Source organism: Pseudomonas cuatrocienegasensis (assembly GCF_900110925.1).
Lineage (GTDB): Bacteria > Pseudomonadota > Gammaproteobacteria > Pseudomonadales > Pseudomonadaceae > Aquipseudomonas > Aquipseudomonas cuatrocienegasensis.
In genome coordinates, this window is record NZ_FOFP01000016.1 from 66,865 (window position 1) to 92,088 (window position 25,224).

General features: G+C 60.2%; 28 protein-coding genes, 1 tRNA gene and 1 pseudogene. 22 read left to right on the forward strand and 8 right to left on the reverse strand.

The genetic code is table 11. The features are described 5' to 3' along the window. Positions 1 to 57: 57 nt before the first annotated feature. Entirely contained in the window at positions 58 to 1,374 is a 1,317-nt protein-coding gene (locus BMW49_RS19270; RefSeq protein WP_069518517.1) for an OprD family porin, read from the reverse strand. A 621-nt stretch (positions 1,375 to 1,995) separates the two neighbouring features. Here BMW49_RS19270 and BMW49_RS19275 point away from each other — a divergent pair. Both BMW49_RS19275 and BMW49_RS19280 read left to right on the forward strand, forming a co-directional pair. Continuing rightward, the gene (locus BMW49_RS19275; protein WP_069518515.1) at positions 1,996 to 2,427 is read left to right on the forward strand and encodes an HIT family protein; all 432 of its coding nucleotides are present in this window, start codon (positions 1,996 to 1,998) and stop codon (positions 2,425 to 2,427) included. Further along, positions 2,424 to 2,627, forward strand: coding sequence for a SlyX family protein (locus BMW49_RS19280; RefSeq protein WP_069518513.1), 204 nt, complete (start codon positions 2,424 to 2,426; stop codon positions 2,625 to 2,627). Before BMW49_RS19275 ends, BMW49_RS19280 begins: the two co-directional genes overlap by 4 nt. 98 nt (positions 2,628 to 2,725) lie before the next feature. Here BMW49_RS19280 and BMW49_RS25200 read toward each other — a convergent pair whose 3' ends face one another. The 4 genes and pseudogenes from BMW49_RS25200 to BMW49_RS19295 form a co-directional block, all read right to left on the reverse strand. Then, positions 2,726 to 2,956: a cold-shock protein gene (locus BMW49_RS25200; protein ID WP_244168378.1), complete on the reverse strand. Its 231-nt coding sequence runs from the start codon at positions 2,954 to 2,956 to the stop codon at positions 2,726 to 2,728. A 57-nt stretch (positions 2,957 to 3,013) separates the two neighbouring features. Continuing rightward, positions 3,014 to 3,334 (reverse strand): annotated as a pseudogene (locus BMW49_RS25365) (cold shock domain-containing protein membrane protein); the annotation flags it as partial. 162 nt (positions 3,335 to 3,496) lie between these two features. Continuing rightward, complete coding sequence (locus BMW49_RS19290; protein ID WP_069518509.1) at positions 3,497 to 4,564, reverse strand: diguanylate cyclase domain-containing protein; 1,068 nt, start codon at positions 4,562 to 4,564, stop codon at positions 3,497 to 3,499. A gap of 100 nt (positions 4,565 to 4,664) precedes the next feature. Next, positions 4,665 to 5,135: a Dps family protein gene (locus tag BMW49_RS19295; RefSeq protein ID WP_069518507.1), complete on the reverse strand. Its 471-nt coding sequence runs from the start codon at positions 5,133 to 5,135 to the stop codon at positions 4,665 to 4,667. Between the two features lie 396 nt (positions 5,136 to 5,531). On the opposite strand from BMW49_RS19295, the gene aspS reads away from it, so the two are divergent. The 16 genes from aspS (at position 5,532) to nadA (ending at position 18,757) form a co-directional block, all read left to right on the forward strand. Next, entirely contained in the window at positions 5,532 to 7,307 is a 1,776-nt protein-coding gene (gene aspS / locus BMW49_RS19300; protein WP_069518655.1) for an aspartate--tRNA ligase, read from the forward strand. Positions 7,308 to 7,411: 104 nt separating this feature from the next. Then, positions 7,412 to 8,161, forward strand: a complete 750-nt coding sequence (locus BMW49_RS19305; protein WP_069518505.1) for a YebC/PmpR family DNA-binding transcriptional regulator — start codon at positions 7,412 to 7,414, stop codon at positions 8,159 to 8,161. Positions 8,162 to 8,318: 157 nt separating this feature from the next. Further along, on the forward strand, positions 8,319 to 8,843 hold the full coding sequence (gene ruvC, locus BMW49_RS19310) for a crossover junction endodeoxyribonuclease RuvC (RefSeq protein WP_069518504.1): 525 nt from the start codon (positions 8,319 to 8,321) through the stop codon (positions 8,841 to 8,843). A 20-nt stretch (positions 8,844 to 8,863) separates the two neighbouring features. Further along, positions 8,864 to 9,469 (forward strand): Holliday junction branch migration protein RuvA, encoded by a 606-nt coding sequence (ruvA, locus tag BMW49_RS19315; RefSeq protein ID WP_069518503.1) that lies wholly within the window; start codon positions 8,864 to 8,866, stop codon positions 9,467 to 9,469. Beyond that, entirely contained in the window at positions 9,470 to 10,522 is a 1,053-nt protein-coding gene (gene ruvB, locus BMW49_RS19320; RefSeq protein WP_069518501.1) for a Holliday junction branch migration DNA helicase RuvB, read from the forward strand. Between the two features lie 52 nt (positions 10,523 to 10,574). Beyond that, on the forward strand, positions 10,575 to 11,030 hold the full coding sequence (gene ybgC / locus BMW49_RS19325; protein ID WP_069518499.1) for a tol-pal system-associated acyl-CoA thioesterase: 456 nt from the start codon (positions 10,575 to 10,577) through the stop codon (positions 11,028 to 11,030). 2 nt (positions 11,031 to 11,032) lie between these two features. Beyond that, positions 11,033 to 11,728 (forward strand): protein TolQ, encoded by a 696-nt coding sequence (gene tolQ, locus BMW49_RS19330; RefSeq protein ID WP_069518497.1) that lies wholly within the window; start codon positions 11,033 to 11,035, stop codon positions 11,726 to 11,728. Positions 11,729 to 11,763: 35 nt separating this feature from the next. After that, a complete protein-coding gene (gene tolR / locus BMW49_RS19335) occupies positions 11,764 to 12,216 on the forward strand; it encodes a protein TolR (RefSeq protein ID WP_069518495.1) in 453 nt (150 codons plus the stop codon). After that, positions 12,216 to 13,205, forward strand: coding sequence for a cell envelope integrity protein TolA (gene tolA, locus BMW49_RS19340; protein ID WP_069518491.1), 990 nt, complete (start codon positions 12,216 to 12,218; stop codon positions 13,203 to 13,205). The genes tolR and tolA overlap by 1 nt, the downstream gene beginning before the upstream one ends. After that, a complete protein-coding gene (tolB, locus tag BMW49_RS19345; protein ID WP_069518490.1) occupies positions 13,202 to 14,500 on the forward strand; it encodes a Tol-Pal system beta propeller repeat protein TolB in 1,299 nt (432 codons plus the stop codon). The genes tolA and tolB overlap by 4 nt, the downstream gene beginning before the upstream one ends. A 48-nt stretch (positions 14,501 to 14,548) precedes the next feature. Then, entirely contained in the window at positions 14,549 to 15,046 is a 498-nt protein-coding gene (pal, locus tag BMW49_RS19350) for a peptidoglycan-associated lipoprotein Pal (protein WP_042553163.1), read from the forward strand. A 6-nt stretch (positions 15,047 to 15,052) separates the two neighbouring features. Next, positions 15,053 to 15,865, forward strand: a complete 813-nt coding sequence (gene ybgF, locus BMW49_RS19355) for a tol-pal system protein YbgF (RefSeq protein ID WP_069518488.1) — start codon at positions 15,053 to 15,055, stop codon at positions 15,863 to 15,865. Positions 15,866 to 16,055: 190 nt separating this feature from the next. Then, positions 16,056 to 16,703 carry a 7-carboxy-7-deazaguanine synthase QueE gene (gene queE, locus BMW49_RS19360; RefSeq protein ID WP_069518653.1) on the forward strand — a complete coding sequence of 216 codons (648 nt, stop codon included), beginning with the start codon at positions 16,056 to 16,058 and terminating at the stop codon, positions 16,701 to 16,703. A gap of 2 nt (positions 16,704 to 16,705) precedes the next feature. Then, on the forward strand, positions 16,706 to 17,380 hold the full coding sequence (queC, locus tag BMW49_RS19365) for a 7-cyano-7-deazaguanine synthase QueC (RefSeq protein ID WP_069518483.1): 675 nt from the start codon (positions 16,706 to 16,708) through the stop codon (positions 17,378 to 17,380). 61 nt (positions 17,381 to 17,441) lie between these two features. Then, positions 17,442 to 17,517, forward strand: a tRNA-Lys gene (locus BMW49_RS19370). 181 nt (positions 17,518 to 17,698) lie between these two features. Continuing rightward, entirely contained in the window at positions 17,699 to 18,757 is a 1,059-nt protein-coding gene (gene nadA, locus BMW49_RS19375) for a quinolinate synthase NadA (protein WP_069518482.1), read from the forward strand. Between the two features lie 176 nt (positions 18,758 to 18,933). Here nadA and BMW49_RS19380 read toward each other — a convergent pair whose 3' ends face one another. Next, on the reverse strand, positions 18,934 to 20,367 hold the full coding sequence (locus tag BMW49_RS19380; RefSeq protein ID WP_069518481.1) for a M48 family metalloprotease: 1,434 nt from the start codon (positions 20,365 to 20,367) through the stop codon (positions 18,934 to 18,936). 107 nt (positions 20,368 to 20,474) lie between these two features. Between BMW49_RS19380 and BMW49_RS19385 the strand changes: the two genes are divergently transcribed. Next, positions 20,475 to 20,726: a sulfurtransferase TusA family protein gene (locus tag BMW49_RS19385; protein WP_069518479.1), complete on the forward strand. Its 252-nt coding sequence runs from the start codon at positions 20,475 to 20,477 to the stop codon at positions 20,724 to 20,726. 40 nt (positions 20,727 to 20,766) lie between these two features. Beyond that, a complete protein-coding gene (locus BMW49_RS19390; RefSeq protein ID WP_069518478.1) occupies positions 20,767 to 21,828 on the forward strand; it encodes an AI-2E family transporter in 1,062 nt (353 codons plus the stop codon). A 48-nt stretch (positions 21,829 to 21,876) separates the two neighbouring features. Here the strand turns inward: BMW49_RS19390 and BMW49_RS19395 are convergent, their stop codons facing one another. Together BMW49_RS19395 and BMW49_RS19400 are read right to left on the reverse strand one after the other, a co-directional pair. Beyond that, on the reverse strand, positions 21,877 to 22,350 hold the full coding sequence (locus BMW49_RS19395; protein WP_069518474.1) for a peroxiredoxin: 474 nt from the start codon (positions 22,348 to 22,350) through the stop codon (positions 21,877 to 21,879). A gap of 11 nt (positions 22,351 to 22,361) precedes the next feature. Next, entirely contained in the window at positions 22,362 to 22,922 is a 561-nt protein-coding gene (locus BMW49_RS19400) for a glycine cleavage system transcriptional repressor (RefSeq protein WP_069518472.1), read from the reverse strand. Between the two features lie 229 nt (positions 22,923 to 23,151). Here BMW49_RS19400 and dapA point away from each other — a divergent pair, with 229 nt between their 5' ends. Beyond that, positions 23,152 to 24,030: a 4-hydroxy-tetrahydrodipicolinate synthase gene (gene dapA / locus BMW49_RS19405; protein ID WP_069518470.1), complete on the forward strand. Its 879-nt coding sequence runs from the start codon at positions 23,152 to 23,154 to the stop codon at positions 24,028 to 24,030. A gap of 17 nt (positions 24,031 to 24,047) precedes the next feature. After that, positions 24,048 to 25,166: an outer membrane protein assembly factor BamC gene (gene bamC, locus BMW49_RS19410; RefSeq protein ID WP_069518465.1), complete on the forward strand. Its 1,119-nt coding sequence runs from the start codon at positions 24,048 to 24,050 to the stop codon at positions 25,164 to 25,166. Positions 25,167 to 25,224 lie beyond the last annotated feature (58 nt).

Genomic DNA, 25,224 nt, shown 5'->3' on the forward strand with positions numbered 1-25,224 from the left:
AAGAAAAAGCCCGGCACAGAGGCCGGGCTTTTCATATTGCTACCGCAAGGGTCCGAGTTACAGGACGCTCAGCGGGTACTCGACGATCAGACGGAAGTCATTAACATCGCCGCTGTAGGAGTTGTCAGCACGGTAGAAGGCGTTACGGATACGGAACGACAGATCCTTGGCTGCGCCATCCTGGATGACGTACTTGGCTTCCAGGTTGATTTCGCGCTCTTGAGCATCACCATCAGTGACGAAGCCATCATCATCACGGGTAGTGATGTTATCGCCAACAATGTAGCGGGTCATGAAGCTAAGACCAGGAACACCAAAGGTGGCCATGTCGATATCGTAGCGAGCCTGCCAGGAGTTTTCGTTTTCACCATTGAAGTCGGAAAACTGAACGGAGTTGGCCAGGAAGATAGTGCCACCACCGTCAACGCCATAAACGTAACCAGCATCGCCGCTTGAGCGCTGATGTGCAACAGTGAAGGTGTGAGCGCCTACGCTGTAAGCGGCCGCCAAGCTCCAGATCTTGTTATCGACTTCGCCTGCGAGTTCGTCGCCTTCACCGGTAGTTTTATACCCGTTCAGATCGAAGTTCAGGGCTTGGTCATCTGTGATCGGCAGATTGTAGTTCAAGTTGACGTAAATCTTCTTGAAGTAGTCTTCGACGTCAGAGTGGTGAACCGCAGCGCTGAAGTTATCAGTGAAGCTGTAGCTTGCACCAAAGATATTGGCAGAGGTCAGGCCAGGATTTTTCAGGCCGGTATCACTGTCGCGACCATTGATGCTGTCACGGTAGCTGCCTACTTGGCTGCTCATTGCGGTGAAGCGACCAGCCGACAGCTCAAGGCCTTCAATTTCGTTGCTGGTTAGCAGGGTGCCGGTTGTAACCTCTGGCAGGATGCGGCTGTCGTCAGTTGCAAATACCGGGCTGGCAGTCATCTGATTGCCATATTTCAATACGGTGTCAGAGACACGGAATTTGATGGCACCGCCCACTTCTGTTTGGGTGTCATCACCGCGGCCGTCGCCAGTTTGGCCGAACAGACCGTTACCGTAGCGGCCACGGCCGCTGTCAATTTTGATGCTGCTCAGGCTGTGTGCGTCAAAACCCACGCCGACTGTGCCCTGCGTGAAGCCAGACTCGAGCAGCAAGCGGATGCCCAGGCCGGTCTCTTCGCGATAACCCGCTGGATTAGTAGAAGTGCTAGCGGAGTTTGGACCGTTGCGGAAATCGCGGTTCATGTAAAGGACGCGATTGAAGATGTCGAAGCTTGTATCTTCAATCAGGCCGTTGGACTCGGACTGGCTCGAGGCCATGGCCATTTGGGTACTGCCCGCGGCTACTGCCAGGGCGATTACGCTCCACTTCATCACTTGCATCGTGATTGCTCCTTGGGTTTGGAAGAGTTGCGCTATCCACTTGATTGTTATATGGACAGCTCTTTCTTTTTGTGTCGGCGCTAACTTATAGCACGCAGCCAATGTTGGCGATAGTTGGAATCTATTCGTCGGACATTCTGCATGGCTGTGTCGCAAAAGCCGATGAAGCATGTCGCAATTTTGTAGATCTACTTGCGTCCTGCAGCGCCAACCTCAGGGGGTAGCTGGTTTTAGCCGATCTGATCACACCACTGCACGGCTGTTTCCGAGCATTGCAGGCTATAAAGCAAGAGCCGTGCACAAGTGGCTGTTTTTATCGAAAAAAAATCTTGGCGGCCTGAATTGTCTCTTTTTTGTCGCCTGAAGGGAATTTTAGCGCGGGAGGAAGGTCGCGTCGGCTCTGGCGTGGGTGCTGTGCGTGCGCACTCATGGGGCCTGGTAAGGCTGTCTTGCACGCCTGTAACGCTTTTGCACGGTGTCGTATTACTAGAGGGAACAAAGTGGTGCGTCGTTGTGGGGCGTATCCGGCGTGCGCCTCTTGTTGGTGCGTTTGCTGCTTCGTCGTGAGGTGGGGCTGGCTGCGTTATGCTGTAGGCCATTGCCGTGTGTTGAGGGAAAGACATGTTCGAGTTGGATGCACGCCTGCAGCAGGACACTCTGGTGTTGGGCGATTTGCCATTGTGCCGCCTGCTGTTGATGAATGATGCGAGTTACCCCTGGTTTATCCTGGTGCCGCGCCGGGAGGCTGTTAGTGAGCTGTTTCAGCTTGATGCGGCCGATCAGGCTGCGCTTTGGGCAGAAACGACGCGCCTGGCAGAAGTGCTCAAGGATGGGTTCAGTGGCGACAAGATGAATATCGCGACCCTTGGCAATGTCGTCAGTCAGTTGCATATGCATGTCGTGGTGCGGCATCGGACTGATAGTGCCTGGCCAGCGCCGGTCTGGGGTCGTCTGCCCGCCGTGCCTTACGAGGCCGGGCAGGTCGACGCATTGCGAGCGCGTCTGCGTCTGCTGCTGGACGACAGCTTCGGTTTTGTCGAGGACATGGCATGAGCGAGTCGCGCCTTACCGAGCTGGAGAGCCGGCAAGCGTTTCAGGACGATACCTTGCAGGCCTTGAACGATATCGTGGTTCAGCAGCAGCGGCAGATCGAGCGCCTGCAATTGCAGGTAGAGGCGCTTGCCAGGCGTCTGCAGGCCATGAGCGTGCAGTTCGATATCGCCGATGACGAAGCGCCGCCGCCTCATTACTAAGGGTTGTCGCCGTTTCGTTCGCAATGCGCAGATCCTGGAGATACCGCGTCTAGACAGCAAAGAGCCCGCATTCGCGGGCTCTTTGCTATATCAGTGAATCAGCGGCGTAACGGCAGGGCGGCGATTACGTCTTCGGCTTGCAAGCCTTTATCGCGCTGCATGACCGAGAATTCGACTCGCTGCCCTTCAACCAGCACGCGGTGCCCTTCGCCCCGGATGGCACGAAAGTGTACGAAGATGTCATCGCCTGAGTCGCGGGAGATAAAGCCGAAGCCTTTGGAGGTATTGAACCACTTCACGGTGCCGGTTTCGCGGTCGCCGCTTGCCACGCTGGCTGAGCCGGTATTGCGGCGTACAGTGAGTCGCAGGTTGGTGCCCAGGTGCAGCAGTACCGCCGCAATGGCGATTATCAGGCTGAACAGCGTGGCCGGTTGGTCGGCGATAGTGGGCATAGGTGCCAGCAGGATCAGGGCCTGTAGCAGAACCACCAGTACCAGCAGGGCATACACCAGGTTTTGCAGGTGATGACGCAGGCCGTTGTGCCAGATAGGCAGTTGTGGTGCGAGAATCAGGTTGAGTAGGCCGAATAGCGCCAGACACAGTGCATCAGGGTGCTGCAGGTAGGAGGATGGATCCGCAGTAAGGGTTGGAATAGCAGACAGCACAAGGGCGATGAGGCCCGTCAACAGGTGGACGATTTTCAACATGGTAAATGAGCTCGTTATCAAGGGTCGCGAGGAATAGCTGGCCGCGCAGAGGTGCCGGAGGGTTATGGGCAATGAAGAAACGTGCGGTTACAGCCTATGCGCGGCTCCGGGCGGAGCTGCGACACGCGGCGTATTTAACAGCAAAGCGGGTGGCTACTCAAATCAGGCGCTAAGCACAGGTTCGGAGATTTCGGGTTGGGTGCGGTTGCGGCCATTGCGCTTGGCCTGGTAAAGGGCATCATCGGCACGTGTGATGAGGCTTTCGAGGCTGTCATGCGGCTCGGCAAGGGCAAAGCCCAGGGATGCGGTGATGCTGTCGAGCACCTCGTCGGTGCGTCGAACCTTGACGCGTAACGCCTGGATCTTTTGCCGCAGCTGCTCGGCGAAGGCGCGTGCTTGTGTTGCCTCGGGGCAATCGCGCAGGATCACGCAGAATTCTTCACCGCCATAGCGTGCGGCTGTGGCCCGGGGTGGCAGCAAATCACGCAGTAGTTGTCCGACATGCCGCAGTACGCGGTCACCCAGCGGGTGGCCATATTGGTCGTTGAAGTGTTTGAAATGGTCGATGTCCAGCATGATCAGGGCCAGGCCTTCGCGATCACTGTTCAGTGCTTGCTGCAAAAGGCGTGTGAAGGCGTGGCGGTTGAATACGTGGGTGAGACTGTCGAGTGTGGCTGCGAGGTGGGCGCGTTCCAGTTGGCCGCGCAGGTGCTGGATCTCGCTTTGCGCTGCCTGCAGGCGATAAAGGAATTTTTCCTGCTGATCCTGCATCTGCTGTGTGCTTTGTTGCAGATCGTTGAGCAAATGAGGCAGGTCGTCGATGATCGGCTCCTGCAGTGCGGCTAAGCCCTGATCCAGGCTGCTCTGGTAGTGACGGCTGCCGCTCAGGCTCTGGCTGAGGTCGCCTTCGAGATCATCGACCAGTTCGATGACTTGCTGTTGACCTGCGCGTGCTTCTTCCAGTTCGCCACGGATGATGTAGTCGCGAAACAGCTTGATTGCGGCTTCTGAAGGGAAACTGTCGAAATCGGCAACGATTCTATCCAGGCGCCTATTGAGGTCGGGTTCTTTGCCCTTGCTGTAGGTGTACCAGAGCGCATAGTGCACCGGGTTGGGCGGGATATTGTGTTGCACCATCAGGGGGACAGCGTTCTTTAGCAGGCTGGCCGCTTCGCGCGTGTCTTCCGTGTAGAGGTGTAGGAGGGTAGGCGCTTTGTTCGGCTGGCTCATGCGGGTCGCTGTCGCAGATTTTAATCAGGCAGCATAGATCAGCCTGGTGCATGCGCCTAGCAGCACGAAGCCTGTGCGAGGCTTCGTGCAAAACAAACTGTCAGGCTTCGAGCAGGCTGCGCAGCATCCAGGCAGTTTTTTCGTGGACCTGCATGCGTTGTGTCAGCAGGTCTGCTGTTGGCTCATCGCTGACCTTGTCGAGCAGCGGGAAAATACCACGCGCGGTGCGGGTTACCGCTTCCTGGCCCTGGACCAGCTGTTTGATCATGTCGGCAGCAGCGGGTACGCCTTCTTCTTCTTTGATAGAAGACAGGCGCGCATAGGCGGCGTAGGTACCCGGTGCCGGGAAGCCAAGGGCGCGGATGCGTTCGGCGATCTGGTCGACGGCCAGGGCGAGCTCGGTGTACTGACCCTCGAACATCAGGTGCAGGGTGTTGAACATTGGCCCTGTCACGTTCCAGTGGAAGTTGTGGGTCTTTAAATAAAGTGTGTAGGTGTCTGCGAGCAGGCGCGACAGGCCCTCGGCAATCGCAGCGCGGTCTTGTTCGGCAATTCCGATGTTGATTTCCATACCTTTCTCCTCGGTCAGGTTCTGGGCTTCAGTGGCCCCTTGATGGACCGATGCTAGCACAGTGCTGTGCCGTTTCGATCCTGTGGCGTACCTATTCAAAGTCTTTGCTTAGAAGGTCGCCCGGCTTGGAGGTTCAGGGCCAGTCGGTGCGGCAGGTGGTCGCTGGTGCAGCCCGGCATCATCGCGCTGGCGGCTGCACGTGGCGGCTTAACCCTATATAATCCCCCGCTTTGCCGCCGCGTCCCGGTCATGTGTCGAGGTGCCTGCCTGACTTAGCCTCATTACGAGCGGTCAAGCCCGACAGGTGCCTTACGCCGCCGTGTGTCGCCAGGCAGGCCTTCGCGAGTGTTGGCCGCCTGTCCCACTGTTTAAGACTCAAGAGAAGTGATCACCACCATGATGCGCAGCCACTATTGCGGCCAACTGAACGAGAGCCTGGACGGCCAGGAAGTCACCCTTTGCGGTTGGGTTCACCGCCGTCGCGACCATGGCGGGGTGATTTTCCTCGACATTCGTGACCGTGAAGGTCTGGCGCAGGTGGTATTCGACCCGGACCGTGCCGCGACTTTCGTCACTGCCGACAAAGTGCGCAGTGAATATGTGGTGAAGATCACCGGCAAGGTTCGTCTGCGTCCGGCCGGTGCCGGCAATGCCAATATGGCCTCCGGCGCTATCGAAGTGCTGGGTTATGAACTGGAAGTGCTCAACGAAGCGGAAACCCCGCCGTTCCCGCTCAACGAATACACCGACGTCGGCGAAGAAACCCGTCTGCGCTATCGATTTATCGACCTGCGTCGTCCGGAAATGGCAGCCAAGCTCAAGCTGCGTTCGAGCATCACCAGCAGCATTCGTCGCTACCTGGATGACAACGGCTTCCTTGATGTGGAAACGCCGATCCTCACCCGCGCTACCCCGGAAGGCGCACGTGACTACCTGGTGCCGAGCCGTACCCACGCCGGCAGCTTCTTCGCCCTGCCGCAATCGCCGCAGCTGTTCAAGCAACTGCTGATGGTCGCGGGCTTCGACCGCTACTACCAGATCGCCAAGTGCTTCCGTGATGAAGACCTGCGCGCTGACCGCCAGCCAGAATTCACCCAGATCGACATCGAAACCAGCTTCATGGATGAGGCCGACATTATGGCCATCACCGAGAAGATGGTCCGTCAGCTGTTCAAGGAGGTTCTGGACGTCGAGTTCGGCGAGCTGCCGCATATGACCCTGGCCGAAGCCATGCGTCGTTTCGGTTCCGACAAGCCGGACCTGCGTAACCCGCTGGAGCTGGTGGATGTGGCTGACCAGCTCAAGGACGTCGACTTCAAGGTGTTCGCCGGCCCGGCCAACGATCCCAAGTGCCGTGTTACCGCGCTGCGCGTACCGGGCGGGGCGAGCATGCCGCGCAAGCAGATCGACGACTACACCAAGTTCGTCGGCATCTACGGTGCCAAGGGCCTGGCCTATATCAAGGTCAACGAGCGCGCTGCCGGTGTTGAAGGCCTGCAATCGCCGATCGTCAAGAACATCCCGCTGGATAACATTAATGTGATCCTTGATCGCGTCGGTGCCGTGGATGGCGACATCGTGTTCTTCGGTGCCGACAAGGCCAAGATCGTCAGCGAAGCCCTGGGCGCACTGCGCATCAAACTGGGCCATGACCTGAGCCTGCTGACCTGCGAGTGGGCACCGCTGTGGGTTGTCGACTTCCCGATGTTCGAGGAGAACGACGACGGCAGCCTGACCGCCATGCACCACCCGTTCACCGCGCCCAAGTGCACGCCTGAAGAGCTGGCGGCGAATCCGTCTGCCGCGCTGTCGCGTGCCTACGACATGGTGCTCAACGGCACCGAGCTGGGTGGCGGTTCGATCCGTATCCACGACAAGGCCATGCAACAGACCGTATTCCGCGTGCTGGGTATCAGTGAAGACGAGCAGCAGGAAAAGTTCGGCTTCCTCCTCGACGCTCTCAAGTTCGGCGCGCCGCCCCACGGCGGCTTGGCCTTCGGCCTGGATCGCCTGGTGATGCTGATGACCGGCGCGCAGTCGATTCGCGAAGTGATTGCCTTCCCGAAAACCCAGAGCGCCGCCTGCGTGATGACTCAGGCACCGGGTGAGGTGGATAACAAGTCGCTGCGTGAACTGCATATTCGTCTGCGCGAGCAACCGAAAGCGGAATAAAGCGTCACAAGAAGCCTGGTTTTCCAGGCTTCTTCTTTAATAGCGGCCGGAGAGACTCGAACTCTCACGCCCCGATACTGAACGTGAAACAACCGGAGTGAGTTATGGCTGGTCATTCCAAATGGGCCAACATCAAGCACCGCAAGGGGCGTCAGGACGCCAAGCGCGGCAAGATCTTCACCAAGCTGATTCGTGAGCTGACCGTCGCCGCCAAGCACGGCGGCCCGATCCCGGCAGACAATCCACGCTTGCGCCTGGCGGTGGACAAGGCGCTGACGGCCAATATGTCGCGTGATGTTATCGACCGTGCCATCGCCCGGGGGGTGGGTAACGACGAAGCCGACAACATGATCGAGCTGACCTATGAAGGGTACGCGCCAAGCGGCGTGGCGATCTTCGTCGAGGCCATGACCGATAACCGCAACCGCACCGCCGCCGAAGTACGCCATGCCTTTACCAAGTGTGGCGGCAACCTGGGGACCGATGGCTCGGTGGCCTACATGTTCGACCGCAAGGGCCAGCTCGGTTTTGCCGCGGGTACCGATGAGGATGCGCTGATGGAGGCGGCGCTGGAAGCTGGCGCTGACGACGTGGAAATGGGCGAGGAGGGGGCCGCGCTGGTTTCCACCAGTTTTGTCGATTTTCATGCGGTCAACGAAGCGCTGGTTGCTGCCGGCTTCAAGGCGGAGGAAGCCGAGATTGCCATGATCCCGTCCATTAGCGCGCCAATCGACGATCTGGAGACCGCGCAGAAAGTCATCAAGCTGATCGATATGCTCGAAGACCTGGACGACGTGCAGAACGTCTACCACAACGCGGAAATTCCCGACGCGATCATGGAGCAGCTTGGCTGATTCCTGCCAGCAAGAGGAGGCCGGATCTCTGGGCAGTCTGTGGGCTGTCGGGGGCTCCGGCCTTTTCATTGATGGGGTGTGGTGACTCTGCCTGGCGCTGGCCCTATACTCCGCGACTGGATAAATAAACAGTTCGCAGTGCGTCAGTGGAGCAGGCATGACCTTGATTCTGGGTATCGACCCGGGCTCGCGCATCACCGGTTATGGCGTGGTGCGTGATACCGGGCGCACATGCGAGTACGTGGCATCGGGCTGCATTCGCACCGGCAGCGGTAGCATGCCGGAGCGCTTGCAGGCAGTGTTTCGCGGGGTGCGCGAGGTGATCCAGACTTACGGCCCGGTGACCATGGGCATCGAGCAGGTGTTTATGGCGCGCAACCCCGATTCCGCGCTCAAGCTAGGCCAGGCCCGGGGCGTGGCGATAGTGGCGGGTGTAGAGGCAGGGCTGGACATCTCCGAGTACACCGCGACCCAGGTCAAGCAGGCGATTGCCGGGACGGGCGGGGCGGGCAAGGAGCAGGTGCAGATGATGGTCATGCACTTGCTCAAGCTGGTGCAAAAGCCGCAGATCGACGCATCCGATGCCCTGGCCATTGCCTTGTGCCACGCGCATCATCGGCAAAGTCTTATTCCTCACGGGCTGGTCGCAGCCAAGCGGCGCGGCGGGCGTCTTCGTTTATAACCGGCTCCAAGGATTGCAGAGTGATTGGACGTTTACGCGGGACCCTGGCGGACAAGCAGCCGCCACATTTGATTCTGGATGTGAATGGGCTGGGCTATGAGCTGGAAGTGCCCATGACCACCCTGTACCGTTTGCCTGCCGTGGGCGAGCCGGTGACCCTGCACACCCACTTGGTGGTGCGCGAGGATGCTCACCTGTTGTACGGCTTTTATGAAAAGCGCGAGCGCGAGCTGTTCCGTGAGCTGATCCGCCTCAATGGCGTGGGACCGAAGCTGGCCCTGGCCTTGATGTCCGGGTTGGAGGTGGATGAGCTGGTGCGTTGCGTGCAGGCCCAGGACACCTCGGCGCTGGTCAGGGTGCCGGGTGTTGGCAAGAAAACCGCCGAGCGCCTGCTGGTCGAGCTCAAGGATCGCTTCAAGGCCTGGGAAACCTTGCCGGGGATGGCGACCCTGGTGGTTGAACCTCGCGGCCTGAGCACAGTCTCAAGCGCGGAGAATGATGCGGTGAGTGCACTCATCTCCCTGGGCTACAAGCCGCAGGAGGCCAGTCGCGCCGTTTCTGCGATCAAAGAAGATGGATTGAGCAGTGAAGATATGATTCGTCGTGCCCTCAAGGGAATGGTGTAAATGCTCGAAGCCGACCGCCTGATCACCGCCGCGCCGCGTGACCGCGACGAGCAGGTCGACCGCGCCATTCGTCCGTTGAAGCTGGCCGAGTACATTGGTCAGCCCAGTGTGCGCGAGCAGATGGAGCTGTTCATCCAGGCGGCCAAAGGCCGTGCCGAAGCGCTGGACCACACTCTGATTTTCGGCCCGCCCGGCCTTGGCAAGACCACCCTGGCCAATATCATCGCCCAGGAAATGGGCGTGTCGATCAAAAGCACCTCCGGCCCGGTGCTCGAACGGCCAGGTGATCTGGCGGCGCTGCTGACCAATCTTGAACCCGGCGATGTGCTGTTTATCGACGAGATTCACCGCCTTTCGCCCATTGTTGAAGAAGTGCTGTACCCGGCGATGGAGGACTTTCAGCTCGACATCATGATCGGCGAAGGTCCTGCCGCGCGTTCGATCAAACTCGACCTGCCGCCTTTTACCCTGGTTGGCGCCACCACCCGCGCTGGCATGCTGACCAATCCGCTGCGGGACCGTTTCGGTATCGTGCAGCGTCTGGAGTTCTACAACATCGATGACCTGGCCACCATTGTCGGGCGCTCGGCCGGCATTCTTGGCTTGCCCATCGAAGACCGCGGCGCCTTTGAAATCGCCCGGCGTGCCCGTGGCACGCCGCGTATCGCCAACCGGCTGCTGCGCCGTGTACGGGACTTCGCCGAAGTGCGTGGCAAGGGGCACATTACCCAGCAGATCGCCGATCTGGCGCTGAACCTGCTGGATGTCGATGAGCGCGGTTTCGATCACCAGGACCGGCGCTTGTTACTGACGATGATCGAGAAGTTCGACGGCGGCCCTGTGGGTGTTGACAGCCTGGCGGCGGCGATCAGTGAGGAGCGCCATACCATCGAGGATGTGCTGGAGCCTTATCTGATTCAGCAGGGCTACATCATGCGCACGCCACGCGGACGCGTGGTCACCCGGCATGCCTATTTGCACTTCGGCCTGAATGTGCCCAAACGCATGGGCGATTTGCCAACTGCTGACCTGTTCGCGGTGGATGATGAATAGAAAAAAATACTTACCATTGCCGATTGGCAAGTGCGGGAGCTGGCACTAGAGTATGCGCGCGCAAAACGGAGTTCAGCCGTTCGTCCATCGTTGTCGTGTGTACTACGAGGACACCGATGCCGGCGGCATCGTCTACTACGTCAATTACCTCAAATTCATGGAGCGGGCTCGCACCGAGCGTCTGCGCGATCTGGGCTTTGCCCAGTCGACGCTGGCCGGTGAGGGCCTGTTGTTCGTTGTGCACTCCAGTGAAGCGCGTTATCACGCGCCGGCGCGGTTGGATGACGAGTTGTTGGTAAGCGCCGAAGTGATCGAGTTGAACCGTGTCAGCCTGCGTTTCCGTCAACAAGTCAGGCGGGTAGCGGATGATGTGCTGCTGTGTGAAGGGCAGTTTTTGGTCGCCTGTGTAGGCGCCGACAATTTGAAACCCCGGGCCATTCCCCAAACCTTGCGTTCGGCCTTCGCCGACCTGGGCGGCGCGGGTACATCTGGTAAAGCAGGAGAGTAAGCGTGGAAGCCAACGCCGTTGACCACATGTCGATGTGGAGTTTGATCAGCAACGCCAGCCTGGTGGTGCAATTGGTGATGTTGACGCTGGTGGCCGCGTCGGTCATGTCCTGGGTCATGATTTTCCAGCGCATCAGCCTGCTGCGTGCGGCCAAGCGTGCCCTGGATGCGTTCGAGGAGCGCTTCTGGTCGGGTATCGACCTGTCCAAGCTGTATCGTCAGGCCGGTAGCAATCCTGATCCGGACTCGGGCCTGGAGCAGATCTTCCGCGCCGGCTTCAAGGAGTTCTCGCGTCTGCGCCAGCAGCCTGGCGTCGATCCGGATGCGGTCATGGACGGTGTGGCGCGTGCGATGCGCGTGGCCATCTCCCGTGAGGAAGAGAAGCTCGAGCAGAGCCTGCCGTTTCTCGCCACTGTGGGTTCGACCAGCCCCTATATCGGCCTGTTCGGTACCGTGTGGGGCATCATGAACTCTTTCCGTGGCCTGGCGCAGGTGCAGCAAGCCACCCTGGCAACGGTAGCGCCGGGTATCGCCGAGGCGTTGATCGCCACCGCCATTGGCCTGTTCGCCGCGATTCCTGCGGTAATCGCCTATAACCGCTTCGCCTCGCGTGGCGAGATGCTGATTGGTCGCTACTACACCTTCGCTGACGAGTTCCAGGCGATCCTGCACCGTAAAGTGCACACCAGCGACGAATAAGCCTCCGGCATTCTTTACTACAGGTTTCTCCAGTAATGGCCAGAATTCGTAACAGACGCAAACCCGTCGCCGAGATGAACGTGGTGCCCTACATCGACGTGATGTTGGTGCTGCTGGTCATCTTCATGGTGACGGCGCCCATGCTCAATCAGGGCGTCAAGGTCGACCTGCCGCAGGTCAGCAGCGAGGTCCTGCCGCAGGATAACGATGCGCAGGTCCTGACCATTTCCATCAAGGCCGACAAGACCTACTACTGGAACATGGGCAGCGAGGTCGATACCGATACCGTCCAGGACCAGGCCATGGATCTCGAAGGAATGACTCGCGCCGCGACGGCGATCATCAACCAGAGCCGTAGCCAGGGTAAGCAGGTGCAGGTATTCGTGCGTGGTGATAAGACGGTCGACTACGGCACCGTGATGTCGGCCATGGGTGGATTGCAGCAGGCGGGCGTGGGTAATGTCGGCCTGATCACCGAGGCGCCCTGATGCAGTACCAGCGCGAACCGTCTCCTTCGGAAAGCCTGTTCTGGCCCATCGTCTGGGCCGTGGCGCTGCACGTGCTGATGTTCGCGATGCTGTTCGTCAGCTTCGCCTTCGCCCCCGAATTGCCGCCTTCGCGGCCAATCGTTCAGGCGACGCTGTATCAGCTCAAGTCGCAGAGCCAGGCCACCACCCAGACCAACCAGAAGATCGCCGGGGAAACCAAGAAGACCACGGCGCCGATTTACGAGACCGAACAGCTCGAGCAGAAGAAGCTCGAGCAGGAGCAGGCGGCTGCCGCGAAAGCGGCGGAACAAAAGCAGGCTGAAGCCGCTCAAAAAGCCGAAGCGGCCGCCAAGGCTGCCGAGACCGCAGAGCAGAAGAAGGCTGAAGCTGAGCAGAAACGCCTGGCTGACGTGGCCAAGAAGAAAGCCGCGGACGATGCCGCCAAGCAGAAAGCCGCGGAAGAGGCCAAGAAAAAAGCGGCTGAGGATGCCAAGAAAAAGGCAGCCGAAGACGCGAAGAAAAAAGCAGCGGCCGAGGCGGCGAAGAAGAAAGCCGCTGACGATGCCAAGAAGAAGGCCGCAGCCGATGCGGCGCGCAAGGCTGTCGAGGACAAGAAGGCAGCGGCGCTGGCCGAGTTGCTCTCTGAGGACGTGGGCCGCCAGCAGGCCCTGGCCGACGAAGTGGGCGATCAGGTCGCTGGCAGCCTGGATGATCTGATCGTCATGCTGGTTAGCCAACAATGGCGGCGGCCACCTTCGGCACGCAACGGCATGAGCGTTGAGGTCATGATCGAGATGTTGCCCGATGGCACCATTACCAATGCCAGCGTAACCCGTTCCAGCGGCGATGCACCGTTCGACAATTCCGCCGTGCAAGCGGTGCGCAACGTCGGACGAGTGGCCGAAATGCAGCAACTCGATCGCGCTACCTTTGATCGACTTTACCGGCAGCGTCGTGCCGTCTTTAAACCGGAGGATTTAGGTCTGTGAATACCCTGATGCGTATCGCCCTGTTGGGCCTGGCCATGTTGGTCGGCACTGTACAGGCGGCTGATCCGTTGGTGATCAGCAGTGGCACCGACCGTGCCACGCCAATTGCCGTTGTGCCCTTCGGCTGGCAGGGCGGCAATGTGCTGCCCGAAGACATGTCCGACATCATTGGCAAGGACCTGCGCAATTCCGGCGTGTTCGAGCCGATCCCGCGCCAGAACATGATCAGTTTGCCGACCCAGGGCAGCGAAGTGATCTACCGCGACTGGAAAGCGCTGGGCGCGCAGTACGTGCTGGTGGGCAATATCGTGCCGGCCGGCGGTCGTTTGCAGGTGCAGTTCGGTCTGTTCAACGTGGCCACCGAGCAGCAGGTCATGACCGGCAGTGTCGGCGGCGGCGTCGATCAGCTGCGTGACATGGCGCACCATATCGCTGACCAGTCGTTCGAAAAGCTCACTGGCGTCAAGGGCGCTTTCTCCACCCGTCTGCTTTATGTGACGGCAGAGCGTTTCTCGGCCAACAACACGCGCTACACCCTGCAGCGTTCCGACTACGACGGTGCGCGTGCGGTGACCTTGTTGCAGTCGCGCGAGCCGATCCTGTCGCCATCGTTTGCACCGGATGGCCGTCGGATTGCCTACGTTTCGTTCGAGCAAGGTCGTCCACGCATCTTTGTTCAGCACATCGACACCGGTCGTCGTGAGCAGATCACCAACTTCGAAGGCCTGAACGGCGCGCCAGCCTGGTCGCCCGATGGCAATCGCCTGGCTTTCGTGCTGTCGCGCGATGGCAACCCGGAAATTTACGTGATGGACATGGGTACGCGTCAGATCCGGCGTGTGACCAATCAAGGCTCCATCGATACCGAACCGTTCTGGGGTAAGGATGGTCAAACCATCTACTTCACCTCGGACCGCTCTGGCAAACCGCAGATCTACAAGACGAACATCAATAGCGGTGCGGCTGAGCGAGTGACTTTTGTCGGCAACTACAACGCCAACCCTAAGCTGTCTGCCGATGAAAAGACCCTGGTAATGATTCATCGCCAGGATGGCTACACCGTGTTCAAGGTTGCGGCCCAGGACCTGCAGCGCGGCAATTTGCGGATTTTGTCCGATACAAGTTTGGATGAGTCCCCTACTGTTGCGCCCAACGGCACCATGCTAATCTACGCCACCCGCCAGCAGGGGCGGGGAGTCTTGATGTTAGCGTCCGTAAATGGTCGCGTAAGGCTCCCTCTTCCTACCGCTCAAGGCGAAGTTCGAGAGCCTTCCTGGTCCCCCTTCCTGAACTGATGCGGCGCTACACCACTTAATACACTGGGGTTCATTAGGAGTTACACGATGGAAATGCTGAAATTTGGCAAATTTGCTGCACTGAGCCTGGCTCTCGCCGTGGCTGTAGGTTGTTCCTCCAAAGGCGGTGACACCGCTGGCGAAGGCGCTGTTGATCCGAACGCTGGCTACGGTGCTAACACCGGCGCCGTTGATGGCAGCCTGAGCGAAGAAGCTGCTCTGCGCGCTATCACCACTTTCTACTTCGAATACGACAGCTCGGACCTGAAGCCGGAAGCCATGCGCGCTCTGGACGTTCACGCCAAAGACCTGAAAGGCAATGGCGCTCGCGTCGTTCTGGAAGGCCACGCTGACGAGCGCGGTACCCGTGAGTACAACATGGCTCTGGGCGAGCGTCGTGCGAAAGCCGTTCAGCGCTACCTGGTACTGCAGGGCGTTTCCCCGGCTCAGCTGGAACTGGTTTCCTACGGCGAAGAGCGTCCGGTTGCCACTGGCAACGACGAGCAGTCCTGGGCTCAGAACCGTCGCGTCGAACTGCGTAAGTAATTCGATATGCGAACGTGCCGTCGTGTCATAACCGTTCTGGCGCTCAGCCTGCCCCTGGTGGCAATGGCTGAGATTCCCGTGGTCGATAACAATGCCGGTAACGGCAGCAGTAGTTATCCACCTGCTGGTTATGGCACGTCTGGTGCCTATGCGGGGGGAGGGGCGCAAGCCCCTGCCTCTGCGCAGGGCATGCTGTTCAGCCAGCTGCAGCAGATGCAGCAGGAAATCGCGCAACTGCGCGGTCTGCTCGAAGAGCAGCAGAATGAAATTCAGCGCATGAAGCAGGAAGGCCTGGAGCGTTATCAGGACCTCGACAAGCGTCTGAGCAGTGGAGCGGCCGGTGCTGCAGCCACACAAAATTCCACCGCGGGCGCGATTGATGCCAGCGGTACACCATCGCCGAGTGGCGAGGTGGCGAGTGGTGGCAGCGAACCTGCCGACCCCGCAAAAGAAAAGCTGTTCTATGAGGCCGCCTTTGATCTGATCAAGGCAAAGGATTTCGACAAGGCCAGCCAGGCGTTCAGCGCGTTTCTGCGTAAATACCCCAACAGTGTCTACGCGGGTAATGCCCAGTACTGGTTGGGTGAAGTGAACCTGGCCAAAGGTGATCTGCAGGGCGCGGGTCAGGCCTTTGCACGGGTTAGCCAGACTTACCCGCAGCATGCCAAAGTGCCTGATTCGTTGTTCAAACTGGCAGATGTCGAGCAGCGTCTTGGAAATGCCGACAAGGCCAAGGGTATCCTGCAGCAGGTCATTGCCCAGTATCCCGGCACATCGGCCGCGCAATTGGCGCAGCGAGATTTGCAGCGTCTGCCTTAAGCACGTTGTAGTTGATAAAAACCCGCGCCTGTCGCGGGCTTTTTATATCCCGCCATACTTGTCGGCCACCCTTCGGGACGTGGCTGCGCAACGTTAAAAATTTCTCCCGGAAAATTTTTCGTATACAATCGCGCCCCTTTTCCCGCAACGGAGGCGGATGGCCTGTTTCGCCGTCACGCCCGTGGCCCATATGCTTGATACCCTGCGCATTACCGAGATTTTTTATTCGCTGCAGGGCGAGACTCGCACCGCCGGCTTGCCGACAGTGTTTGTTCGCCTTACCGGCTGTCCCTTGCGTTGTCAGTATTGCGATACGGCATACGCTTTCAGTGGCGGCGAGCTTATGCCGCTGGACACTATTGTCGAGCGCGTCGCCGGTTATCGGCCGCGTTACGTCTGCGTCACCGGTGGTGAGCCGCTGGCTCAGCCTGGTTGCATTGCTTTGCTGACGCGGCTGTGCGATGCCGGCTATGAGGTGTCGCTGGAGACCAGTGGCGCGCTGGATGTGTCAGCAGTCGATCCCCGGGTCAGCAAAGTGCTCGACCTGAAGACGCCGGGTTCGGCCGAGGTCGGGCGCAACCGCTACGACAATATCGCGCTGCTGACGCTCAACGACCAGGTCAAGTTCGTCATCTGTTCGCGTGAGGACTACGACTGGGCTGTCAGCAAGCTGATCGAGTACCGCCTCGCGGAGCGCGCAGGTGAAGTGTTGTTCTCGCCCAGCCACCAGCAAGTCAGCGCCCGTGCCCTGGCCGACTGGATCGTGGCCGACAACTTGCCGGTGCGGCTGCAGCTGCAATTGCACAAACTTCTCTGGAACGACGAGCCGGGACACTGATGATGAATGACAAGAAAGCGGTAATTCTTCTCTCCGGTGGCCTGGACTCGGCGACGGTGGTGGCCATGGCCAAGGCCGAGGGCTACGCCTGTTACAGCATGAGCTTCGACTATGGCCAGCGCCATCGTGCGGAATTGCAGGCGGCTGAGCAGGTGGCCCGGCAGTTGGGGGTGGTCGCGCACAAGGTGATCGGCCTGGACCTCGATGGCATGGGTGGCTCGGCGTTGACCGATAACGCCATTGCCGTTCCGGAAACGCCCGGCGAAGGCATACCGGTAACCTATGTGCCAGCCCGCAATACGGTGTTCCTGTCGCTGGCGTTGGGTTGGGCTGAGGTGCTGGGTGCGCGCGACATCTTTATTGGTGTCAACGCGGTGGATTATTCCGGTTATCCGGATTGTCGGCCGGAATTTATCGAGGCGTTCGAGCGCTTGGCCAATTTGGCGACCAAGGCGGGTGTGGAGGGTGAGGGCTTCCGGATTCAGGCGCCGCTGCAGCACATGAGCAAGGCCGATATCGTGCAGGCCGGAGTCCGTCTGGGCGTCGATTACGGCCTGACCGTTTCCTGCTACCAGGCGGATGCGCAAGGGCGCGGGTGCGGTCGTTGTGATAGCTGCCGCTTGCGTGCCGCAGGCTTTGCCGCCGCTGGCGTAGCGGACCCGACCCGTTATTGCTGAAATATTTTTTCCTGGAGTGTGTTGATTTTCTGAATTAAATCAGTATCATGCGCACCACCTCGGGTCGTTAGCTCAGTTGGTAGAGCAGTTGGCTTTTAACCAATTGGTCGTAGGTTCGAATCCTACACGACCCACCAGATACACTTCCTTAGGAAGTCTGAAAAGCCTGAAATCGCTGCTGCGGTCTCAGGCTTTTTTGTGTGCCTCGCATAATGGCTGGCGATTGGTCTGCTTTTGCTGGCGTGGCGCCAGGTGTAGCCCTGTCACGAGCCGTTGCTGGGTATAATCGCAGCCTTGAACGCCGTAGAGCCTGATGACATGACGCAGATTTCCGAACGCCTTCTGGTGCAAGCCCATCTGGATGCCAAGCGCCCTGTGCCGTTGACGCCGGAGCAGGAGGCGTTCTACCGGGCTGAAATTGCCACCGAACTGAAAAAGCAGAACGCTGTGCTTGTCGCCCACTACTACTGTGACCCGGTATTGCAGGCCCTGGCCGAGGAAACTGGCGGCTGCGTCTCCGACTCCCTGGAGATGGCCCGCTTCGGTAATGCCCATCCGGCGCAGACCGTGCTGGTCGCAGGGGTCAAGTTCATGGGCGAGACGGCGAAAATCCTCAACCCGGAAAAGCGCGTGCTGATGCCGACCCTGGAGGCGACCTGTTCGCTCGACCTGGGCTGCCCGGTAACCGAGTTTGCCGCCTTCTGCGACCAGCATCCGCAGCGTACCGTGGTGGTGTATGCCAATACCTCGGCTGCGGTTAAGGCCCGTGCCGATTGGGTGGTTACTTCCAGCTGTGCGGTGGAGATTGTCGAGCACCTGATGGATAACGGCGAAAGCATCATCTGGGCGCCTGATCAGCACCTGGGCCGTTATATCCAGAACAAGACCGGCGCCGACATGCTGCTGTGGGATGGCGCTTGCATCGTGCACGAGGAGTTCAAGGCCAAGCAGCTCGAGGACATGAAGGCGCTGTACCCGGACGCGGCTGTGCTGGTGCACCCTGAGTCGCCGACCGCGGTGATTGAGCTGGCCGATGCCGTTGGCTCTACCAGCCAACTGATCGCCGCCGCGCAGCGCATGCCCAATCGTACCTTTATCGTCGCTACCGACCGCGGCATCTTCTACAAGATGCAGCAGCTGTGCCCGGACAAGGTGTTCGTCGAGGCGCCCACCGCCGGTAACGGCGCGGCCTGCCGTAGTTGTGCGCATTGCCCGTGGATGGCGATGAATACGTTGGAGCGTACATTGGCTTGTTTGCGCGAGGGCAGTAACGAAATATTTGTCGATGCAGCGCTGATTCCCAAGGCCATCCGGCCACTCAAGCGCATGCTCGATTTCACCCAGGCGGCGCGGATGAAGCTCAGTGGTAACGCCTGAGGCATAAATGCCAATGTTGCCTGATGCCGCTCATGCTGACTTGATGAGCGGCATTTTTGTGTGGTGCCCCGATCGGTTGTGACAGCACCGCGGCGGATGACGCGAGAGCGAAGTTGTTCGCAACTGCATCGCGAATAAATTCGTTCCTACAGGGCGTGCAGCGGTTCGCGAAGGCGCTAGCGCAGCATCTGTTCGACCATTCGCTGTTCGTCAATCAGCTCGCGCTGGCGGGCGTCGATGCGTGAGGCGAGCTGGAAGTTATTGCTGGCGCGGCGTTTGGCGAAGTCCAACTGCTCGATGGCCTGCTTGTAGTCGCCGACCAGGGCGAAGTATTCGGCACGTGCCTGGTGCAAGCCAATGGTGTTGCCGGTCAGGCCACGAATTTCGGCGACCTGATACCACACGTCAGGGTCCTTGCCGCGGTTCTTGAGCAGTTCATCGAGGGCGCGTTCGGCGTCCTGGGTGCGGCCCTGTTTGATCAGCAGGTCGATGCGCGCCTGCTTGAGTGGGTAGTTGCTCGGGTAAAGCTTGAGCATTCTATCCAGGCGGCGCTGTGCGTCGTCCAGGCCGCGGGTGGCCATGTCGAGTTCGACCTGCGCCAGGTTATAGGTAATGTCGTCCGGTGCGCCCTGCAGCAGCGTTTTTAGTGTGTTGCGGGCTTCGTCGTACTGGGCGCCCTTGATCTGGGCGAGCGCCAGGCCGTAGCGCGCGGCATCGAGCTTGGGGTTTTCATCGAGCATGGCGCGAAAGCGTTTGGCGGCCAGCCCTGGAGTTTCTTCGTAGATCAGCTGGACCCGTGCGCGCAGCAACTGGTAGCGCAGTGTGTCTTCGATACCCTGGGCTGGATACTGCTCGGCGCGGTTGCGGGTGTCAGCGATGCGCGATTCGGATACCGGGTGGGTCAGCAGGAACTCCGGTGGCATGCGGTCGTAGCGGTACTGACGCATCAGGCGTTCGAACATGCTGGGCATGGCGCGGGGGTCGTAACCGGCTTTTTCCAGGTTGACCAGGCCAATGCGGTCGGCTTCCTGCTCGTTCTGCCGAGAGAAGCGGCGCTGCTCCTGAATCGCCGCAGCCTGGGTCGAGGCGATGGCGGCGATACCGACATCACCAGCGCCAGCCGCCGCCGCCACGATGCCGGCGAGCATGGCCGCCATGACCGGGATCTGCATGCGCTGTTGGGCTTCCAGGCCGCGGGCAAAATGGCGTTGCGACAGGTGAGCCAGTTCGTGAGCCATGACCGAGGCGTATTCGGCTTCGGTCTGGGCGTAGAGGAACAGCCCACCGTTGACCCCGATGATTCCGCCGGGCGCTGCGAAGGCGTTGATCTGTGGGCTGTTGAGCAGAACGAACTCCAGGCGTCGGTCCTGTACCTGGCTGGTCTCGCCCAGGCGGTAAACGCTGGTTTCGACGAAGTCCTTGAGTTGCGGGTCATCCAGTTGGCTGACCTGGCCGCGCACCAGGCTTAGCCAGGCACGACCGAGTTGGTATTCCTGTTGCGGGGAGACGAGGGCGGAGCTGGCGTCGCCGAGTGACGGGAGGTCGTTGGCCAGGCCCGGTTGGGCAAACAGGCAGGCGAGCGTCAGCAGGGTAGGGCGCAGAACATTCATGCACAGGGCTCATGGGCAGACAAAGGCCTACTGTAGCCGCCTAGACGCTTGCCTGGCCAGGGTTGCTCGGCTTTAGGTATCCTTTGTGCCGACTCGAGGAGAATGGCATGAACGATGCGTACACCCCTGACTTAGGCGCAGACGCCGAAGTCGATGCCACTGGCCTCAATTGCCCCATGCCCTTGCTCAAGGCCAAGCTGGCGCTCAATCAACTGGTCAGCGGCGCTGTGCTCAAGGTGACGGCCACCGATGCGGGATCGCAGCGCGATTTTCGCGCGTTCGCTCGTCTTGCCGGGCACACCCTGGTGCGCGAGGAAGAGGACGCCGGGGTATTTCGTTACTGGTTGCGTAAGGCGTGATGCCGCTCGGGTGGCGGCAGATTTCACTCAAGGATGCTCAATGATCAAGGTATTACGCAGCTGGCTGCACCGCTATTTTTCCGACGAGCAGGCCGTGGTGCTGGCAGTGCTGGTTATCGCGGGCTTTGCGGTTGTACTGATTTTCGGCGGCATGCTCGCTCCGGTGCTGACTGGCCTGGTGCTGGCGTTTCTGATGCAGGGGCTGGTCAATGCGCTTGAGCGCCTGCGCATGCCGCATATTGCGGCGGTGTGGCTGGTGTTCATGTTGTTTATCGGTGCGCTGGCGTTGTGTCTGCTGGTGTTGATGCCGCTGCTCTGGCAACAGCTGACCACCCTGTTCAACGAACTGCCACGCATGCTCGGCGAGTGGCAGGCGCTGTTCCTCTTGCTACCGGATCGCTACCCGGCGCTGATCACCGATCAGCAGGTGGTGCAACTGATCGATACCGTGCGCGGCGAGCTGGGCAAGTTTGGTCAGTGGGCGCTGACGTTCTCGCTGTCGAGCCTGCCGTTTGTGATCGGCATGATGGTCTATCTGGTGCTGGTGCCGATTCTGGTGTTCTTCTTTCTCAAGGACCGCGAGCTGATTGGCCAGTGGTTTCGCAGTTATCTGCCTCGTGAGCGAAGCCTGCTATCACAGGTGGCGCAGGAGATGAACCAGCAGATCGCCAACTACATCCGCGGCAAGGTCATCGAGATCATCATCTGCGGCGTGGTCACTTACATCGTGTTCGCGGCGCTGGGGCTCAACTACGCCGCCTTGCTGGCGATGCTGGTCGGCCTGTCGGTGGTGGTGCCTTACATCGGCGCGGTGGTGGTGACCATTCCGGTGGCGCTGATCGCCTTGTTTCAGTGGGGCTGGAGCGACCAGTTCATGTACCTGATGCTGGCCTATGCGGTGATCCAGACGCTGGACGGTAACGTACTGGTGCCCTTGCTGTTCTCCGAGGCGGTGAACCTGCACCCGGTCGCGATCATCTGCGCTGCCCTGTTGTTCGGCGGCCTCTGGGGCTTCTGGGGGATTTTCTTCTCGATACCACTGGCGACTCTGTTCAAGGCGTTGCTTGATGCCTGGCCGCGCAGTGAGCCGCTTAGCGGCTAATAGAGTGGTGTGGCACCGCGCTGAGCGTGCGGTGCCACACTGCCTGGTTCAGGCGCCGTTGAGGGCCTGTGCTGCCGCCAGTACCGCCTCGACATGCCCGGGCACTTTAACGCCACGCCATTCCTGGCGCAGCACGCCATCGCGGTCAAGCAGAAAGGTGCTGCGGTCTACGCCCAGGTATTCCTTGCCGTAGAGCTTCTTCAGCTTGATCACGTCGAACAGCTGGCACAGGGCTTCGTCTTTGTCCGAGATCAGCTCGAAGGGAAAAGCCTGCTTGCACTTGAAGTTCTCGTGCGACTTCAGGCCGTCTCTCGACACGCCGAAGACCAGGGTGTTGGCCGCCTGGAAGGCAGGGTAGTGATCGCGAAACCCCTGGCCTTCGGTGGTGCAGCCTGGTGTGCTGTCCTTGGGGTAGAAGTAGATCACCAGGTTCTGACCCTTGAGGGCTGACAGTTGTACGGTCAGGCCGCTGGTGGCCAGGGCCTGGAAATCATCAACCGGCTTGTCGAGTGTCACGGCCATTAAAGGCTCCTTCAGGCTGGGGTTTGCGGACGCCAGGGTTCGATCAGGGCGTCCAGGTTCAGGGCGTCGGCAAAATCGAGGAACTGGTCGCGCAGCCAGCTGATCTGGGTGCCGGCGGGCAGGGTCACGGTCAGGGTCGCGTTGAGCATGGTGCCGCCGGTCTGCGGAGCCAGGTAGGTGTCGCAGGTAAGGTTTTCCAGCTCGACCTGATGGTCGAGGAAGAACTGGCACAGCTCATTGAGAATGTCCGGGCGATACACCGAGCTGACGTAGGCCACGTAGGGCAGGGCCTGGGGACGATTCTCCGCCGCACCGCAGCGCGTCACATTGACCGAGAACTGGTGCTTCTTGGCCAGCACCGGCAGGCTCGATTCCAGGCGCGCCAGGGCATCCCAGCTACCGGAAATCTGCAGGACCAGAGCGCTTAATTCGCCGTGACGGCTCAGGCGCGTGCTGATCACGGCGCAACGGTTCTCGTGGCTGGCACGGCAAAGCACGTTGGTCAGCTCCATGGCATTGGGGCCGAGTGCGCTGATGACGAGGAATTGTTCGCGTACTGAGGGGGTGGACATGCAGCCTTCCTAAAGCGATGAGCGGTCGGCCCGCTGTTCACAGTGCCGATCAAAGCCGGAAGGGTAGCGAAAAGCGCTGCTCAGGGGAATGCTCGCGGGCATTCCAGGCACCGAATGTTGCCGCCACACATCGCATCGCACGCATTGCCGAGAGGCCGCGTCCGTCGCTTGTACAAGGCAGGTGGCGCCAGTACCATTACCGCTCTCTTTTTCCGGCAGGAGCGGTTGCATGATTGCGGGCAGTATGGTGGCACTGGTCACGCCCATGGATGCACAAGGTGGTCTCGATTGGGACAGCCTGAGCAAACTGGTGGATTTCCACCTGCAAGAGGGCACCAACGCCATTGTCGCAGTCGGCACCACCGGCGAGTCGGCAACTCTGGAAGTCCCCGAGCACATCGAAGTGATCCGCCGCGTGGTCGATCAGGTCGCCGGGCGTATCCCGGTGATTGCCGGTACCGGCGGCAACTCCACGCGCGAGTCGGTCGAGCTGACCCGCGCAGCCAAGGATGTCGGCGCCGACGCCTGTCTGCTGGTGACCCCTTACTACAACAAGCCGACTCAGGAAGGCCTGTACCTGCACTTCCGGCACATCGCCGAGTCAGTTGCCATCCCACAGATTCTCTACAACGTACCCGGCCGCACCGTATGCGACATGCTGCCGGAGACGGTCGAGCGCCTGGCCAAGATCGACAACATCATCGGCATCAAGGAAGCCACTGGCGACCTGCAACGTGCCCAGGATGTACTCGACCGGGTGAGCAAAGAGTTTCTCGTCTACTCCGGTGACGATGCCACCGCTGTCGAGCTGATGCTGCTGGGCGGCAAAGGCAATATTTCGGTGACCGCCAACGTCGCCCCGCGCGCCATGAGCGACCTGTGCGCTGCGGCCATGCGTGGTGAAGCGGCCATCGCCCGCGCTATCAACGATCGCCTGATGCCGCTGCACAAGGCGCTGTTCATCGAATCCAACCCGATTCCGGTGAAGTGGGCGCTGCATGAAATGGGCATGATGCCCGATGGTATTCGCCTGCCGCTGACCTGGCTCAGCCCGCGTTGTCATGAACCGCTGCGTCAGGCCCTGCGCCAGTCCGGCGTATTGGTTTAATTGAGGAATTACTGCGCATGAAGCGACTGGCCGGATTCTCTGCACTTGCTCTGATCATCACCAGCACCAGCGGTTGCGGCTGGCTCTGGGGTGACGATGGCTATTTCCGCGACCGCGGCGGCGACTACCTGGGGGCGCGCCAGACCGCTCCGATGCAACTGCCCGAGGGCGTGCAAAGCAAACGTCTTGACCCGCTGCTGCCGGTGCCGCAACAGGTTGCCAACAGCACCGCGGTCGAAGGTGAATTTGAAGTGCCGCGGCCCCAGGCCATGGCCATTCGCGCCGATGCCAGCGAGTTCAGCCTGCAGAAGAGTGGCGACTCCAGCTGGCTGGTTGCCCAGCGTGTGCCGGCAGAAGTCTGGCCAATGGCGCGTCAGTTCTTCGAGGACAGCGGCTTCCGCATCGTCGATGAACGCCCGCAAACGGGTGAGTTCAGCACGGCCTGGCAGCGCATCGATGAGCTTTCCACTGTCATGGCTCGCCGCCTCGGTGCCCGTGTTGCCAACGTCGATTCGGCTGAAACCCGTGTGCGTGTGCGCATCGAGCCGGGTGTGCAGCGCAACACCAGCGAGATTTTTGTGGTCAGCGCCGAACGGGCTGCTGGCAGCACTGCCGATGTGCCCTTCACCACCCGCAGCAGCAATGCCGCACTCGATGGCGCCTTGCTCGACGAGCTGGTTGCCAGTATGGCGCGTGGCGCAGAGCAGGGCGGTTCCGTCTCGTTGCTGGCAGCCCGTGATTACGACGCGCCAAGCCGCGTGAGCCTGTCCGAGGATGGCAACGGCAATCCGGTGCTGAACCTGGGCGCCGACTTTGACCGCGCCTGGTCCGGTGTGGGCCGCTCGCTGGAAATGGCTGACGTGCGGGTCGACGACATTAACCGCAGTCTGGGCGTGTACTACGTCAACCTGGCAGAAGGTGCTGAGCGCAAGGACGAAACTCCTGGCTTCTTCGGCCGCCTGTTTGGCAGCGAATCGAGCAAGGAAGAGATCGACGCCCGAGCCGAGCGCTACCAGGTACGCCTGACCGCCGTAGGTGACAGCGTGCAGGTCACCGTCGAAAAAGACCTCAACACAGTCGCACCCTCGGATGTTGCTCGCCGCGTGTTGGGCCTGATCCAGGATAATCTCGGCTAACGCCCAGACGTCTCGGTGCTGCATCACCAATAGGCGAAACCTTCCGGGTTTCGCCTGT